Genomic DNA, 15,461 nt, shown 5'->3' on the forward strand with positions numbered 1-15,461 from the left:
GCCAGTGTTGATCTGTCAGCATGGTACGAGGCATAGCGAATAGTAAAATTGGGTTTGGCGATTTGATTTTACTACTTCGCTATTTTTTTAAACTAAAAGTGTCAACACACCCTAAAATTGCACTTCTTTCTTTAAGCTGCCTGAGTTCTGACATTTTTAATGCTGGCAATATTTCTCTACTTTTAAAGCGGGAACTTCTGGCCTATAGTGCCCTCAATTTGAACATTATCCTCATTCCTCATTTCAATTCTTCCGGTATGAATACAAGGTTAGCCCTATGCACACGCCCCTCGATATTAGTCAAAATAAGCCCTTATTATGGCTGATGGCGATTGCATGCGGTTTATGTGCCGGCGCAAACTATTATTGCCAACCACTGATTTCATCAATTCAGCAGTATTATCAGGTGCCTGAATCACAAGTGGCGCTTACCGTCACTTTTGCTCAAATCTCTTATGCCTTGGGCCTGCTGTTTATTGTGCCTTTGGGGGACATGTTGAATAAAACCAAACTGATCCCCTTTCTTATGTTAGGTGCGGCAGCAGGTTTATTTATTTGTGCCAGTGCGGTAAATCTCCCAATGCTCTGGGTCGGTACTATCATTGCCGGACTGTTTTCCGTGGCTGCACAGATTCTGATTCCCTTGGCCACCATGGCGGTCAAACCGGAAAAAACTGGAGAAGTGGTGGGCTTCCTGATGAGCGGATTATTGGTTGGTATTCTGCTCTCAACCAGTATTGCCGGATTATTTTCCGACCTGTTTCACTGGAAAATGATTTATATCGTCAGTGGCATAAGCATGCTGGCCTTAAGTTTTTATTTGAGAGAAAAACTACCGAGCCTACCACGTCTGAGAATCAGCTATACAGCGATTTTTAAATCTATGGGGATATTACTCAAGCAGGAACCACGTCTGGTATTGCGTTCACTGACAGGCGCCTGTGCTTTTGCTGCCATGAGTATGTTGTTCTCCACCATCGCTCTGCTGTTGACGCAGGAACCTTTTCAGCTTTCTGATGTCATGGTCGGACTGGTCACGCTGGTGGGTGTATTTGGCGCACTTTCCACGCAGTTCATTGGCAAATGGGCCGATCGTGGCCATATCAAAACACTGAGCCGGATCGGTTGTTCTATCCTGATGGGAAGCTGGCTGTTTTTATATTTTGGTGCAGTGTCTTTGCTGAGTTATATTTTGGGTTATGGGCTGATAAATCTTGGGCTCGCAATTACCCATAGCTGTAACCAGAACGTAATTTTCCGCCTGCGCCCGGATGCCAAATCACGGGTCAATTCACTGTATATGACCTTGTATTTTATTGGCGGTGCCTGTGGTTCGGCCTTAGGGGTTTATGCCTGGCATCACGGTGGCTGGAGCATGACCTGTATGGCAGGACTCGGACTGGCTCTGTGTGCCAGCCTATTCGCCCTGCTGGATCAATGGCATCAGGCCAGAACAACTGCATAAGTATTTTGGCTATATTTAGCTGACTTGCGCCGCCGGATAATAAGGCTTATTCAGATCAAGAGTTTGTGAATTTTCCAATAAAATACAGATAAAAACCGGCAATAAGGCTGCCAGAATTCGGCAGCTCTCCTCTAATGATTTATAATTCAGCGAACTGTGATACGTGGCGCCACCCTGCATTATCTGATGGTGCAAGGTAGATAAACGCTGAAATATCCCAGCTAGAATTTCAACAGAATTTCGTTCTTTTAAAGCATTCTTTATATTCTGTTTCTGTGTTTGCAGGTCAGCTTGACAGCTTTCCAGACTAATTTTCTGATGGCGATAATCCCAAAAGCTTTGCTCCACATAGGGATTGGTCAAGAGTGAGCAGATCGGCTGGTTGTATTTTTCCCAGAGAATATGATTAATTTTCTGATCCAGATCCTTTTGGCAGAGCATTTCCAGAAACTGCTGCAGCTTGTTCTGCTCTTGAACCAGATCACTCTCATCTGCATAAATCGCCTGAAAGCTGATCCACAGGCTGATAAACTTAAAATCCAGATCTTGATCCAGGTCTAGCGATTTTTTAAACCAGCCTAAGCCCCGATGAATTCTTAAATTAAAATGTGCCGAATTTTTTGCTTTATGGCTTTTATAAATTTCCTCCAATAACAACATGATTATTCTCCTTATTTCTAGCGTTTTTATCTTCATCTTTCTCCTATCAAAATATACCATTCCAACTTGACTGGGAATTCTAATTTTATTTCTTGTTTCATTCCCTGGATTTACTGGCTTGGTTTAAGTTCGCCGGGTGGTTTTTCTGATTTTATGCTAGTATTACGCCCTCTTTTTGCGACGTCAGCCGATCCGGTTTTAGCCAAAAACCAATAGCTGAGTGATCGCATGGATTGCTTCTTCTTTCTTCCATTTCGTTAAAGCGTGATTTTGAATGACTGATCTGACCACCATTGAAAATAAACTTCAACCACGAATCAGTGTTGCGCCGATGATGGACTAGACAACATTTAAAAATTTATTCTTATTATCAGTGGTTTAATTAAATAATAAAAAGCACGGTGCAAATACGGTGCAAAATAACTATCGGTCCTATTATTTAGAGGACTCCATTTTTTCCTGAACAGCTCTATAAGTCTTCAAAAATATTTTTGGCAACTCTACATAACTCATCATTGCACCATTTGGTTCTTGAAAACCTAATGCTTCTGAAAAACGCTCACGCCAAAATATTTCCAAATCTCCACGTTGATAAAGTTTTGGTGGATGCATGTCAGGATCTAATAGTTTAAAAAACAGTTGAAATAATTCTTCGGTATGCATGACAGATCTCCAATAATAGTACAGAAAATATATCAGATGTAGAGATCACACACATATATATGACAGCAATGGCCAAAGTTTGGAAAAGGCTTTTTTAATGTGATTTTGATGATTTTGAAAATTTCAGGTGAGAAAAAAAAGAGGTTAGAAAAGTTAGAAAATTATAAAACAGTATTCAAATATATGATTTATATAGATTAATTACAATTTTAAAAAGGTTAGAAAATGGTTAGATTATGGTTAGTTCTAACCTCTAATTTTGGTTAGAAGTTCTAACCTTTTATATTATTGTTTTATATAAATATTTTAACTTTTATAACTTTTTTCTAACCACATCTAACCTTTATATGGTTAGAAATTTAATTATTAAATATCAGATACTTGAATATTAAAAACCTTTCATTTTACTGTTTCTAACCTTTTTTAAGCACTATTGATTGAGTTGAAGGAACTTTTGATAAATCGCAAGTTGTAGGCATTCATAGAATCCCTGTTGAATTCTGTAGAACTGAATTTTGAGCATTCGGCTGTGTCATGCACCAGTACTGCTGTGGCTTAGACACCCATCGGTCAGGGTCACAAATCTGTTGAATATTCGACACATTTACTGGGCAGGTGAGGTGGGGGGTCAACCGCCCGGCTTGAACCGGATTCTGTGGTTTTAGAAACTTTGGCCAAAAAAAAGCCCTCACACCTGGAGGACTTTTATTTTAGTGAAAATACTGTGATTAGCTTTGCTTATCGGGCTTCACTTGCTGTGGCCATGCCTGGTCTAATCGTTCTGCATCAATTGCGTGTTCATCAGCTGACTTTGCGATTGCTCCACCACGGACTGCCATTGTCTCGAGTACGGAATTGCAGGTCTTGGCGTATTCAATGAGGGCTTGATTGGAACCTGTGGACAGACGTTTGTCTGTATCACTGATCTGCTTTGACAACCGGTCAACAGCCAAAGCACTGTCACTGGCAGCAGCCAACGCAACTTGTAAGTTTTTATTTGCATTTTGTTCTGACTCCAATAATTGGTGGGCCCATACTTTTTCCGTTTCAAGTGAAGCTGCGGCAGATTCAAATCTAGCAAGATCACGTTGTGTTTCAGCTAAAGTTTTTTGTGATTCGAGTAAATCAATTTGATGTGACTTACTTGTGCAGCTGATGACTGAAAATGCCAAAGCGATGGCCAAGGCAGCCATCACGATGAATTTCCAATTTTTAATTGCCAAAGCAATATTCATTATTGTTTTTCCTGTTTGAATTGAAGTTGATGAAACTCTTTGAAGCGGATGATCTGATCACCTGCCCATTCGTTCACTGTGTTAGCAAATAAGTTTTGAAGTGGGACAATTTCGGAATACCAATAGGCTTCACGTGCTTCACTGATGGATCCGAAGCCACCTGCATTGGATGGAATGATTCCGAGTAATTGTGGTGGGGTTCGTTGCGATGCAAGAACATCATCACGTGTGACATTTTTAATATTTAAGAATTCATCTTTGGCAGCCAATTCACTGATTGGAATCAGTTGTAAGCCATCCTTTTTTCCACCAGGTGCATGAAGGAATAAATTGCGGAAATTACCTGGACCACGTGAATCTTTCATGGCTTGTTTCAGACCTTCCACGTCATCATCATCAATTCCTGAATCGGTCATGTATAAGATGAAGCCGGCATGAGATCCGTTGTTATAATATTTGCGACGGAATAAAGTTGCTGATTCATTGAGCCAAACGGATTGAAGTGCAGCGATATATTCAGGCGTTCCATAAATTTCTTGATCGACATCAATGCCTTTAATATGGCAAACGGTACCAGGTTTAAAAATATGTTCTTCAAAACCATTGAGTAGCTGTAAAAATTCCGTTGGATCTTTCATGCGTCTGGTGTACTTGGCCATGAGTCCATCATAGTGGTGTGGCTCATTCAATCGATTATCGATCCGCTGTAAATAGCCATTACCAAAGACCAAATAGTCGAAAGCAATGCGTTCAAACTCAGATGAACTGATCAATTTATTGGGCGTGAATGACGACACCAGTTGATTCTTTTTATAAAAAACTGCAGTCGACAAATAAGGCATTGCCTTAAAAGATTTTGCCAAAGCATTCATACTGATGTGGGGTTCGTAATAATTGCCACACAGCCATGTTTCATAGAACTGTGATAAGTCACGGCCATTCATCACCGGTTCTGCATCACCGAACGTAAATGCCTGCACTTTGCTGTCGGACATTAGTAAATCTCCATAGAGGATTTTTTAGATTTTGTTTGGTCATCAAGGGTTAAAGGTTCATTTGCGAACGCATGGAAAATGGCAAAAGCCAAATCTGCATGACCGATGTTTTCTGCACGTGATGCTTCAAATGTCATTTGTCTTTGTGAAGCAGTCAGTGTTTTTCGAATGGCCATAATTGACATGGCCACGTCAGTGGATCCGGCATCAAATTCAAAACGACCTTTGTTGATCACATCCATTGCTTTCATGACCAATTGTGTTTTGACATCGACGCTGTAATTGAAGGTCGTTAAATTTGGAAAGAACTCAAGGACCAGTTGAGCAACACCGGTACCCATACCTGACTTGTCTAAGCCGATATATTTGACGTTATATTTGGTTGTTAATTTTTTGATGTATTGCGCTTGGCTGGCAAAGTCCATGCCTTTGAACTGATGATGTTCAAGCAAACGGAATTTTGGATAATCTGGTTCAGGTGGCGCAATGACCACAAGCCCTGCACTATCTCCACTTTCTGCTGGGTCATATCCGATCCATACCGGTTTATTGCCAAATGGACGAAGTGCCAACGGTTTAAAATCTTTGGACCATACTTCCCATGAATCGACCATACATGGCTGAATGATGGATAGTGGAAATACACTGTGACCATCATCAACGAATTCACACATATAAAGATTGGCAAATTCTTCAGGACTGTTTTCGGCAATCAATTCATCAATATCGAATAGATCACAGCCTTGGCGTTCAGCATCTTGAATATTGACAATATGTCGCCACATTTTGTCGCCACATAAAGCACCGTCTCTTAAATTTGCATGACTGGTGTCAATCTCAACTCGATTTTCTTTGGTACGACCTTTATTGAAAGCATCCCCTGTCCAAAAGGCATACGCTTCATGCGTTTTACTTGAAGGTGTAGAAAAATAAGTTTTTTTATACTGCTTTTGGGCAGCCATTGCCGATGCTACTTTTTTCAGTGTGGCAAAGCCATGCACCCAAAAGAATTCGTCAAAATACAAATCACCGTGATAAGACTGTGCTGTCTTGGCATTGGTACCTAAGAAAATCAGCTGAACGGTATTACCGCATGGCAATGTGATTGAAATCGGATCGCCTTGCAGATCCACTTCAATGGATTGCATGACAAAGTTTTTGATGTAAGTTTTAAAGCCATGTGCCTGGGCTTTGGATGCAGACAAGAAAATCTGATTTCGACCAGTGGTGACAGCTTTGATCAATGCTTCACGTGCAAAATAGAAAGTCGCACCAACCTGACGTGATTTTAATAAGGCACGATTTCGCTGTTCACGCGCACGGTACCACACCTTTTGATACTCAAATAAACCTTCATCAAAGTCTTCAAGAAGTTTTTCAACCTGTTCTTCAGTCAGTGCATTTGGCTGTTTAGGTTTACGTGGTCCAGCACTTCTATTTTTAAGTTTTGGATTCAGATCGGTTTCGTTGCCACCGTCAGAATATTTATCAATGCGTGCCATGCGCTCCAATTGGCGCATGAGCAAATCAATTTCCTTGTAATCACCAGGTGTTTTTTTCTCAAGAATAATCAGTTTGATCAATTGAGCAGTTAAAGCTTCACCGACTCGACCTGCAGGTGCATCTTTGTCCCATTCATCGCGTGTTTTCCAAGCGTGAACATTTTTATCAGGCTCGTCGATGTAATCTGCAATCGAGCTGATACGCCACCCCATCCAATACAAAAATTTTGCTAGAAGGCGTTTGTCGAAGTTTAGATTTTTAGGTGTATCAAGTGCTTTATCCATTGGCTCATTAAGCCAACGCTATAACATTTATTCATTGTGGCTACTTTGTAAAACCCACTTAATACAAGCCTTTTGCATTGAATGTTTATGCCGTTCTTCCGATTCTGCTAACTACTTTAAATAGATTTTATCTATCGACATAGACACAGGATTCAGAAATGAAGAAATCCAAATTTTTCCGTGTTGCTGTTGCTGGATCCACGACTGATGGTCGAGTGATTGAAGCGACATGGATTCAACAAATGGCTGACAGCTACGATCCAAATACATACACAGCTTTAGGCAATCTTGAGCACTACCGTGGTTTTTCACCAAGTTCTGAATTTGGCACGTATGCAAAGGTCACTGCCCTAAAAGCTGAAGAAGTAGAAATCAACGGCACCAAAAAACTTGCTTTATTTGCCCAAGTCGATGCTTTCGATCAATTAATCGAACTTCACAATGCAGGTCAGAAATTATTTACTTCAATTGAAGTCAATCCAAATTTTGCTGATACCGGTAAAGCATATTTAGTCGGTCTTGCATTCACTGATACCCCTGCTTCATTAGGTACTCAAATCATGGAATTTGCTGCTAAACAGCCTGAAGCAAACCCATTTGTGGGTCGTAAACAAGATGCAGCCAATTTGTTTACTGCAGCTGAAGAAGCATCAATCGAATTCGAAGAATCTGAATCACCAGGTCTCTTCAAAAAGTTCATGGATTTGCTGAAGCCAAAACTAGAAGAAAAAGACAATAAAGATAACGGCAAATTCACGGAAATTAATCAGTGTCTTGAAGAAGTTGCAAAAACCTTTAACGACACTCAGACCAAGTTGCAAAAGGTAGAAGCTGAGTTTTCGGAACTTAAAACCAAGAATTCTAAATTGGAACAAGACTTCACTGATCTTAAAGCCAAATTAGAAGGCGAAGAAAACCCAGGTACACCACCTGCACCTGAAAACACTGGCAACTTCTCTGAACAAATCGAGTGCTAATAGTTTAATCACTGTTAGCAGTCCATAAATATTGCTTATAAGCGAGAAAAAAATGCGTAACGATACACGTAAAAAATTCAATCATAGTTTGGCAAAAGTTGCTGAACTGAACGGTGTTGAATCTGCTCAGGTGCAATTCACAGTCGCACCAGCACCAGCACAAAAAATGGAAGAAAAAATTCAGGCTTCAAGCGAATTTCTTCAAAAAATTAATATCATTCCTGTTGATGCACAAACTGGTGAAGCCATCGGTTTATCTGTCAACTCAACAATTGCAGGTCGCACCGACACATCAGGCGATGGCGAACGTAATCCAACGGATCCAACTGGTTTCGGTGTAGACAAGTACGAATGTAAGCAGACAAATTTTGATGTCGCGATTCCATATGCAAAACTTGATGCTTGGGCACCATTTGCTGACTTCCATCAACGTTGGACCAATGCGGTTGCAAAAGCTATTGGTTTAGACCGTATTATGATTGGTTTCAATGGTACCTCTGCTGCTGCAACCACTAACCGCTCTACAAATCCAAAACTGCAAGACGTGAACATTGGTTGGTTGGAAAAAATTCGTCTTAACGCAGCTGAACGTGTAATGACTGGAAAAGTTATCGGTGCTACTGGTGACTATAAAAATCTAGATGCTTTGGTGGTCGATGCCGTCAATGAATTAATTGACGAAGTTCACCAAGATGATACGGATCTGGTCGTAATTTGTGGTCGTTCACTTTTGGCAGACAAAAACTTCCCAATGGTGAATGATGCATCTGACAATACCAATGTATTGGCTGGTCAAGTGCTATTAAGCCAAAAACAAATTGGTGGCTTACCTGCAGCACGTGTACCGCATTTCCCTGACAATGCACTTTTAATTACGTCTTTTGACAACCTGTCAATCTACTATCAAAAAGATGCAAAACGTCGTTACATCCAAGAAAAACCAAGCAAAAACCGCATTGAAGATTATCAATCTTCAAATGAAGCGTATGTGATTGAAGCATACGAAAAAGTTGCATTGGTTGAAGGCATCACAATCGAATAATAGGTGATTTATGTTGAGTCCAGCTCGACGACATCGCCTTCAGGCTTTGGCAGCGAAAGAAGCTGCCAAGGCTGATGAATTTGGTGGTGTACGTCCAGACGCAAGCGTCTACCAATTACAACTGACCGAACTCAAAAACGATATTCATGTTTTACGTTCAATTCAGTCACAAGAAAAACGTGCTGAAGCGAAAAAAGAACTGATTCCAAAGCACATGCCTTATGTGTTGGGTATTGTTCAGTCAGGCGCAAAAGTTGAACAGGATGAAGTCATTACCACCATCATGCTGTGGTGCTTTGACTGTGGTCTATTCAATCAAGGTTTAAGTCTTGCTGAATATGCTTTAGAGCAAAACCTAAAAATGCCTGATTCGTTTAGTCGCAATACTGCCACTGTCGTTGTTGAAGAAATTGGCAATGCAGCACGTATTGCACACAAGGCAGGTGAAGATTTCAGTCTTGAAACTTTAGAAAAAGCATTTGAGCTGACTTCTGAACATGACATGCCTGATGAAGTACGTGCAAAACTTTATGTTGGTTTAGGTCGTTCTAGCCTTAAAAATGAAAATTACAAGGCTTCCGTTTTTTACTTTGAAACGGCTTTAAAACTGCATGAAAACTGTGGTTGTAAACAAGAACTACAAAAAGCTGAAAAGCTTTTGAAAGAACAAATCAAACCGATCAATGCAGAACCATTGCTCAATGAAGATGGAAAACCTGTTTTGAATGAACAAGGTCAACCAATGCTTGTTGGTCAAATTGGTCATCAATCGGTTTAAAGAGTGCCCCGCGCCAACCGAGGGGCAGAATTGACGCTGTAATGACATTTTTATGCGTAATTACAAACTCAATTCTCCACCCCTCAACTATTTGAGAATGACAATGACCGGACTAATTGCAAACGGCAACCGCAACAATGAAGAAGTTGTCATCACCAGTGATTCATTTTTCCCTGGCATATCGAGCAAAGCCATTCGTGAAGCATTGCGCTTTGATGGAAGTATCACTGATCAGCGTTTAATTCCAGCAATTGAATCAGCCATCATTGAAGTCAATGATCAGCTCGAATCCCTGACATCAAAAGCAGCATCACTTGCTGAAATCAGTTCAAAAACCATCACCACTAAAGGTGTGGAAAAGCCCATCACTGAAGTTCTGTATTTCCGTGCCGTGGCAGCAGCTGTTGGTGCTGAACTGACTGAAAAATACCGGGCTTATGACACCAACAACAATGGTGGCCAAAAAGCGGATGACCTTACCCCAACAATTGATGACTATCGTCGTGATCTGCGCTTTGCCATTCGTGATTTAAAAAAAATTCGTCGTTTGAATGTGGAGCTGGTTTAAATGAAAACTGTTTATGCCCTTCAGAATGACACGGTTGACGCAATTTGTTGGCGCAACTATGGACGTTCATCTGGTGTGGTTGAAGCAGTACTTGAAGCAAATCCACACTTGTCTGAATTTGGTCCATTTCTCCCGATGGGGACAAAGGTTCAGTTACCAGAACTTCAAACACAACAAAATAAAACGCAAAGCATTCAGCTTTGGGACTGAGAACAAAAAATATGGCTGAACCAACCACATCAACGACTGTCGCAATTACCGCTTCTGCCGGCTTGGTATCACTCCTTCCATTCGTGAATGGTGATGCACTGTTTGGTGCAGTAATTGGTGCAGCATTTTTGGCATATACCCAAGTGTCACTGAGCTATGGAAAACGTATTTTTTCGCTCATGTTGTCCGTTGCTTTGGGCTATGCCTTAGCCCCTGAAATTTCAAACCGAACTGGTGTGAACAGTCACACGGTCATTGCTTGCTTTACCAGCATGTTTGCTTTGCCTGTCTTGGTGAAGGTCATGAAATGGGTGAATAAGTCGACATTGACTGAAATATTCAATACCACTTCAAAATTCTTTTCTGCCCTGTCCAACACTTTTGGAAAGGAGAATAAAAAATGATGCAACTCATGTTGTCGCCATTGGCACAAACAATTTTTTCCATCGTTGCCGTGCTGTGCTATGTGGCATGTGCATTCCGTATTTTATGTTTTGATCGTTTGCACCTGCAAAAATGTTCGTTTCGACTATTTGCAGTTGTTCTGATCGGTGCATTCCTTGCACAAAGCATTCATATCATTTTCATTAAAGATCCGGTCACGATTTGGGATGCCATTCTCGCGGTGTTCTTAGTGGTCTTTATTTTTCGAAGTAAAGGCAATGTCGTTTCAATGCTAAGGAGCACACCATGAGCATTTTAAAATTAGGTTCAAAAGGTTCAGCCGTCACTGAATTGCAAAAACTGCTGATTAAAAATGGCATGACTGGACGCAATAAAAAACCAATCAGCATTGATGGCGATTTTGGTGAAAATACTGAATATGCAGTGATTCAATTCCAGAAAAAGCAGAATCTTAAAGTTGATGGATTGGTCGGTGACTACACACTAAAAGCCCTACGTGGTGAATGCACCAGTAAACTTTTAAAAGAAAGTGATTTAGTCGAAGGTGCCAAACGTTTGGGTGTGCCTGTCATCGTAATCAAAGCCATTGCTGAAGTTGAAACGCTAGGTGAAGGTTATTTGCCAAATGGTAAGCCTAAAATTCTGTTTGAACGTCATCGCATGTATTTCTATTTGAATCAGAAATTCGGCAAAACCAAAGCCAATGCACTCATGGCTAAACATCCGAATATTGTGAATACCAAAACAGGTGGTTATCACGGTGGATCTGCTGAGTACACACGTTTAAGTCAAGCCAAACAGCTTGATGAATCATGCGCATTACAGTCTGCATCATGGGGACGTTTTCAACTGATGGGTGAAAACTGGAAAGACCTAGGTTATGCATCTGTTCAGGAATTTGTGGCACAGCATGAACAAAGTGAAAGCCTTCAGTTTGAAGCATTCCTTCGCTACTGTGAAACCAAGTCTGGTGAAGTAGATGACAAAAAATGGCTGCTCATCGATGCTTTACGTCAAGAAAATTGGCATGTAGTTTTTTCACTGTATAACGGCAAAAACTATAAAAAACTGGGCTATGACACCAAGTTTTTACGTGTGATGAACCGCCTCGATCCAAACTATAAGAGTGCAAAAGCTGCATGAAAAAGCCAAATCAATTAAGAGAATATTTGCTCAACGCGATTCCTGATCTCAGCCCTGATCAGGATCGCTTATTGATCTTTACCAACAATGGTTCCCTTCGCAGCACGATGGTCAGTGGTTTCAGTTTTGAAATGTCATACACATTGGATCTGGTCATCACGGACTATGCCGGTGATGTTGATGTCATTGGAGTCGTGCTGTTCACGTGGATTGCAGAAAATCAGCCTGAATTGATGGCCAACCATGAAAAAGGTAAACAAGCCATTAGTTTTGAAGCTGAACTGATTGATAACAGCAAATACGACATTAACTTTCAAATTCCACTGACTGAACGTGTCGTCGTGAAAAAGCTGCAAGATGGCAAATTAGAACTCAGTCATCCTGAAGAACCGAAGTACACAGAATTTGAACCTGCAACTGATTTTGAAGTCATCGATCCATCGGGTGAAGTCATTGCTTCATGGACCACTGCTGAAAAACAAGGTTGGTCATTAGATATGCCACCGACAGGTCGAAACCCATGACGAACAATGTTGAAGAACTTGCCACCTACTTACAGCCGTATTTGGAACGGTTGTCAGTGGGTGAACGTGCCAAGCTTTCAAAACAGATCGGTCGTGATCTAAGAAAAAATCAGGGCAAACGTATTTCTGCACAACAGAATCCTGATGGTTCAACATACACCCCAAGGCGCAAACGCTTACGTGAACAAAAAGGCAAAATTAAGCGCAAAATGTTCACAAAATTAAAAAATACTGCTCATTTAAAACTGCTCAGCAATGCGGATGCCATTGCGATTGGCTTTGTGGGTCGTGTTGCACGTATTGCACAAGTACACCAGGAAGGTTTAAAAGATCGTGCTGAACGTGGCGCACCGAGTGTGGTCTATCCAAGACGTGAACTTTTAGGCTTCACAGATCAGGATCTAAAGCTGATTGAAGATTCATTCTTAAAACATATCAATCTTTAAGTTTTCAACATTGTAAAACTCACTTAATACAAGCCCAATCAGCTGAAATGGCTTAGTCCTTGACGCAAAGTGTTTGCATGAATGCAGATGCTAACCGTCGTCTTGAAAATATTGTTCGATTTGGAACCATCAAGACCATCAATCCGTCTAAACCTATTCCACGTGTCATCGTCAATTTAGGCGATATAGAGACACCGGAAATCCGTTGCCTAAATATTCGTTCCGGTGACGATGCAACTTGGGATATGCCATCGATCAATGAAGAATGTGTGGTCATTTCACCATGTGGCGATATTGGTCCAACAAGCTTCGTTTTATATGGATTTTATAACGACGACCACCCTGCACCCTCTGATGATCTCAATAAAAAAATCCGTATGTTTGCAGATGGCTGTGTCATTGCCTATGACGTTGCAGCACATCATTTATCTGCTGTTTTACCTTCAGGTGGCACAGCTGTTTTGACTGCTAATGGTGGTGTCACTGTCAACGGTGATACGACCATCAATGGAAATTTACAAGTGAATGGCAGTACGGCTATGACAGGAAACAATACCGTTGGTGGCAGTCAGTTAGTTCAAGGCAGCAGTCATTCTTCAGGAACATTCAGTTCAGATGGTGATGTCACTGCAAGTGGTATCAGTCTCACTGGGCATACTCACCCGGGTGATAGCGGTGGAACCACTGGAGGACCACAGTAATGATGTCGCGTGAAAGCGGTCGTGAACTCGAAACAGAAATTGATCAAATTCGTCAATCCATTCAGGACATTTTGACCACGCCCATCGGCACCAGAATCATGCGTCGTGAATATGGTTCATTGCTACCACAGCTCATTGACTCCCCTTTCAATGAAATCACCTTGCTTCAACTCTATGCAGCCACCGCCACAGCATTACTGCAGTGGGAAGACAGAATCACCCTGAATTCAGTGTCGATCAACCAGGTTGGTCGCGGCTCATTTGAATTGGAAATTGACTGCAATGTGGTCGACAACAATCAGCAACAGTCTTTAAGCATTCCACTTAACTTTGGATCTACGTCATGAGTGTCGATTTTAGTTCACTTCCAAAACCAAACTTTGTTGATGTTATCGACTTTGAGTCGATCTTTAATGATCGTAAAGAATATTTTATTTCGTTATATCCGCAAGACCAGCAGGACAATATTCGAAAAACTCTGAATCGAGAAAGTGAACCTGTAACCAAGTTATTACAGGAGAACGCCTATCGTGAAATGATTCTTCGTAATCAAATTAATGAAAAAGCCCTAGCCACTCAATTGGCATTTGCGAAGAAAGAAGATCTCGATGTTTGGGGCGCAAATTATGATGTTGCTCGGCTTGTTATTTCTGAAGCCGACAATACAACAACACCGCCTTCACCTGCGATCTACGAATCTGATGGAGATTACCGATACCGTATTCAAAAAAAATTAGATGCTTTGAGTACTGCTGGTCCTGAATCAGCTTATGAATATCACGTACTTTCTGCAGATAGCCGTGTTGCTGATGTGAAATGCAGCTCCCCAGCACCTGCTCATGCCTTACTCACAATTTTGCAACGTGACACTGAGAATAATGCATCAACGTCAGAGTTGAATAATATTGTTTTGAACTATGTGTCGGGGGAAACCAAGCGACCGACTGGAGATCGTGTTCAAGTTCAATCAGCTGAAATTATTGAATTTCAAATTCAGGCAAAACTTCATATTAATAATGTCCCAGAAACTGACACCGTATTCGCTGCTGCTATGGATAGCATATCCTCTTACGTCAATACATCCAAACGACTAGGTAAAGGCGTTTATTTTTCTGATCTTTATTCTGCGCTTAAAGTTACTGGTGTTGATCGGGTCGAACTCTTATCACCAACTTCTGAATTGATATTAACTAATTTTCAAGCAGCAACTTGCACAGCTATTAATTTAACGATTGCAGGTGAAGAATGAATCTATTACCTCCCAATACTACTCAGTTAGAAAAAAAAATTACTGAAGTATCAGCATCTGCCTTCAATCTGAATGGCGACCTATCATCATTAATCCGCATTGATGACGCACCTTTTGATTACTTATCAATTTTAGCTTGGCAATTTTCTGTGGATCGTTGGCAAGATGATTGGCCTGATGAAATTAAACGAGCACAAATTAAAAACTCAATAAAAGTTCATAGGCACAAAGGCACAAATTACGCACTACGTCAGATTGTTGAAAGTTTTGGTTATTCATTATCAGTTCACGAATGGTGGCAAGAAGCCCCAATGAACGAACCGGGTACTTTTCAAATTACAGTTGAAACAAATGGAAAAGCACTTTCCGAACGTACTTATCAAACTTTGATAGAACTTTTACATGATGCGAAGCCTTTGACTAGAGAGCTTAAGGGTATTGAGATCAATGTCATCAATGTAGAAGGCGAAACAAATGTCGCATCAGCAATGTACTGCGGAGAAGATATTACAATTTATCCAAAAATAGATGATCCACAATCATTGGTCTATCCCATTTTTGCTTTTTATGAGCATGAACTAACAAGTATTTTTCCCAAAATCTAAATAGAGTA

The 15,461-nt window shown here is 40.8% G+C and carries 20 protein-coding genes; 15 read left to right on the forward strand and 5 right to left on the reverse strand.

Annotated features, from left to right (window positions below; translation table 11 throughout):
* The first annotated feature begins 277 nt into the window (after window positions 1–277).
* Window positions 278–1,465 carry an MFS transporter gene (locus NI466_RS10210; protein ID WP_253173477.1) on the forward strand — a complete coding sequence of 396 codons (1,188 nt, stop codon included), beginning with the start codon at window positions 278–280 and terminating at the stop codon, window positions 1,463–1,465.
* A 15-nt stretch (window positions 1,466–1,480) separates the two neighbouring features.
* On the opposite strand, the gene NI466_RS10215 is transcribed toward NI466_RS10210, so the two are convergent.
* The 5 genes from NI466_RS10215 to NI466_RS10235 form a co-directional block, all read right to left on the reverse strand.
* A complete protein-coding gene (locus NI466_RS10215; RefSeq protein ID WP_253173478.1) occupies window positions 1,481–2,125 on the reverse strand; it encodes a hypothetical protein in 645 nt (214 codons plus the stop codon).
* Window positions 2,126–2,560: 435 nt separating this feature from the next.
* The gene (locus NI466_RS10220; RefSeq protein ID WP_253173479.1) at window positions 2,561–2,788 is read right to left on the reverse strand and encodes a hypothetical protein; all 228 of its coding nucleotides are present in this window, start codon (window positions 2,786–2,788) and stop codon (window positions 2,561–2,563) included.
* Window positions 2,789–3,516: 728 nt separating this feature from the next.
* On the reverse strand, window positions 3,517–4,023 hold the full coding sequence (locus NI466_RS10225; RefSeq protein ID WP_253173480.1) for a hypothetical protein: 507 nt from the start codon (window positions 4,021–4,023) through the stop codon (window positions 3,517–3,519).
* Window positions 4,023–5,018, reverse strand: coding sequence for a phage portal protein (locus NI466_RS10230; RefSeq protein ID WP_004670243.1), 996 nt, complete (start codon window positions 5,016–5,018; stop codon window positions 4,023–4,025). The genes NI466_RS10225 and NI466_RS10230 overlap by 1 nt, the downstream gene beginning before the upstream one ends.
* Entirely contained in the window at window positions 5,018–6,805 is a 1,788-nt protein-coding gene (locus NI466_RS10235) for a terminase large subunit domain-containing protein (protein WP_253173481.1), read from the reverse strand. The genes NI466_RS10230 and NI466_RS10235 overlap by 1 nt, the downstream gene beginning before the upstream one ends.
* 158 nt (window positions 6,806–6,963) lie before the next feature.
* Between NI466_RS10235 and NI466_RS10240 the strand changes: the two genes are divergently transcribed.
* The 14 genes from NI466_RS10240 (at window position 6,964) to NI466_RS10305 (ending at window position 15,453) form a co-directional block, all read left to right on the forward strand.
* On the forward strand, window positions 6,964–7,782 hold the full coding sequence (locus NI466_RS10240; protein WP_253173482.1) for a GPO family capsid scaffolding protein: 819 nt from the start codon (window positions 6,964–6,966) through the stop codon (window positions 7,780–7,782).
* Window positions 7,783–7,834: 52 nt separating this feature from the next.
* Window positions 7,835–8,824, forward strand: a complete 990-nt coding sequence (locus NI466_RS10245) for a phage major capsid protein, P2 family (protein ID WP_253173483.1) — start codon at window positions 7,835–7,837, stop codon at window positions 8,822–8,824.
* 10 nt (window positions 8,825–8,834) lie between these two features.
* Complete coding sequence (gene gpM / locus NI466_RS10250) at window positions 8,835–9,602, forward strand: phage terminase small subunit (RefSeq protein ID WP_253173484.1); 768 nt, start codon at window positions 8,835–8,837, stop codon at window positions 9,600–9,602.
* A 103-nt stretch (window positions 9,603–9,705) separates the two neighbouring features.
* Window positions 9,706–10,170, forward strand: coding sequence for a head completion/stabilization protein (locus NI466_RS10255; RefSeq protein ID WP_253173485.1), 465 nt, complete (start codon window positions 9,706–9,708; stop codon window positions 10,168–10,170).
* The gene (locus NI466_RS10260) at window positions 10,171–10,380 is read left to right on the forward strand and encodes a tail protein X (RefSeq protein WP_002060529.1); all 210 of its coding nucleotides are present in this window, start codon (window positions 10,171–10,173) and stop codon (window positions 10,378–10,380) included.
* Window positions 10,381–10,391: 11 nt separating this feature from the next.
* Complete coding sequence (locus NI466_RS10265) at window positions 10,392–10,784, forward strand: putative holin (RefSeq protein WP_002060577.1); 393 nt, start codon at window positions 10,392–10,394, stop codon at window positions 10,782–10,784.
* Window positions 10,781–11,074 carry a phage holin family protein gene (locus NI466_RS10270; RefSeq protein ID WP_002060568.1) on the forward strand — a complete coding sequence of 98 codons (294 nt, stop codon included), beginning with the start codon at window positions 10,781–10,783 and terminating at the stop codon, window positions 11,072–11,074. Before NI466_RS10265 ends, NI466_RS10270 begins: the two co-directional genes overlap by 4 nt.
* Entirely contained in the window at window positions 11,071–11,928 is an 858-nt protein-coding gene (locus NI466_RS10275) for an N-acetylmuramidase domain-containing protein (protein ID WP_253173486.1), read from the forward strand. Before NI466_RS10270 ends, NI466_RS10275 begins: the two co-directional genes overlap by 4 nt.
* Window positions 11,925–12,452, forward strand: coding sequence for a phage tail protein (locus tag NI466_RS10280; protein ID WP_253173487.1), 528 nt, complete (start codon window positions 11,925–11,927; stop codon window positions 12,450–12,452). The genes NI466_RS10275 and NI466_RS10280 overlap by 4 nt, the downstream gene beginning before the upstream one ends.
* On the forward strand, window positions 12,449–12,898 hold the full coding sequence (locus NI466_RS10285; protein ID WP_253173488.1) for a phage virion morphogenesis protein: 450 nt from the start codon (window positions 12,449–12,451) through the stop codon (window positions 12,896–12,898). The genes NI466_RS10280 and NI466_RS10285 overlap by 4 nt, the downstream gene beginning before the upstream one ends.
* Before the next feature lie 77 nt (window positions 12,899–12,975).
* Complete coding sequence (locus tag NI466_RS10290; RefSeq protein WP_253173489.1) at window positions 12,976–13,599, forward strand: phage baseplate assembly protein V; 624 nt, start codon at window positions 12,976–12,978, stop codon at window positions 13,597–13,599.
* Window positions 13,599–13,946, forward strand: coding sequence for a GPW/gp25 family protein (locus NI466_RS10295; RefSeq protein ID WP_253173490.1), 348 nt, complete (start codon window positions 13,599–13,601; stop codon window positions 13,944–13,946). The genes NI466_RS10290 and NI466_RS10295 overlap by 1 nt, the downstream gene beginning before the upstream one ends.
* On the forward strand, window positions 13,943–14,848 hold the full coding sequence (locus NI466_RS10300; RefSeq protein WP_253173491.1) for a baseplate assembly protein: 906 nt from the start codon (window positions 13,943–13,945) through the stop codon (window positions 14,846–14,848). Before NI466_RS10295 ends, NI466_RS10300 begins: the two co-directional genes overlap by 4 nt.
* Window positions 14,845–15,453 carry a phage tail protein I gene (locus tag NI466_RS10305; RefSeq protein ID WP_253173492.1) on the forward strand — a complete coding sequence of 203 codons (609 nt, stop codon included), beginning with the start codon at window positions 14,845–14,847 and terminating at the stop codon, window positions 15,451–15,453. Before NI466_RS10300 ends, NI466_RS10305 begins: the two co-directional genes overlap by 4 nt.
* The last annotated feature ends 8 nt before the right edge of the window (window positions 15,454–15,461 follow it).

Origin of the sequence: Acinetobacter lwoffii (assembly GCF_024129595.1) — a bacterium.
Classification (GTDB): domain Bacteria; phylum Pseudomonadota; class Gammaproteobacteria; order Pseudomonadales; family Moraxellaceae; genus Acinetobacter; species Acinetobacter lwoffii_O.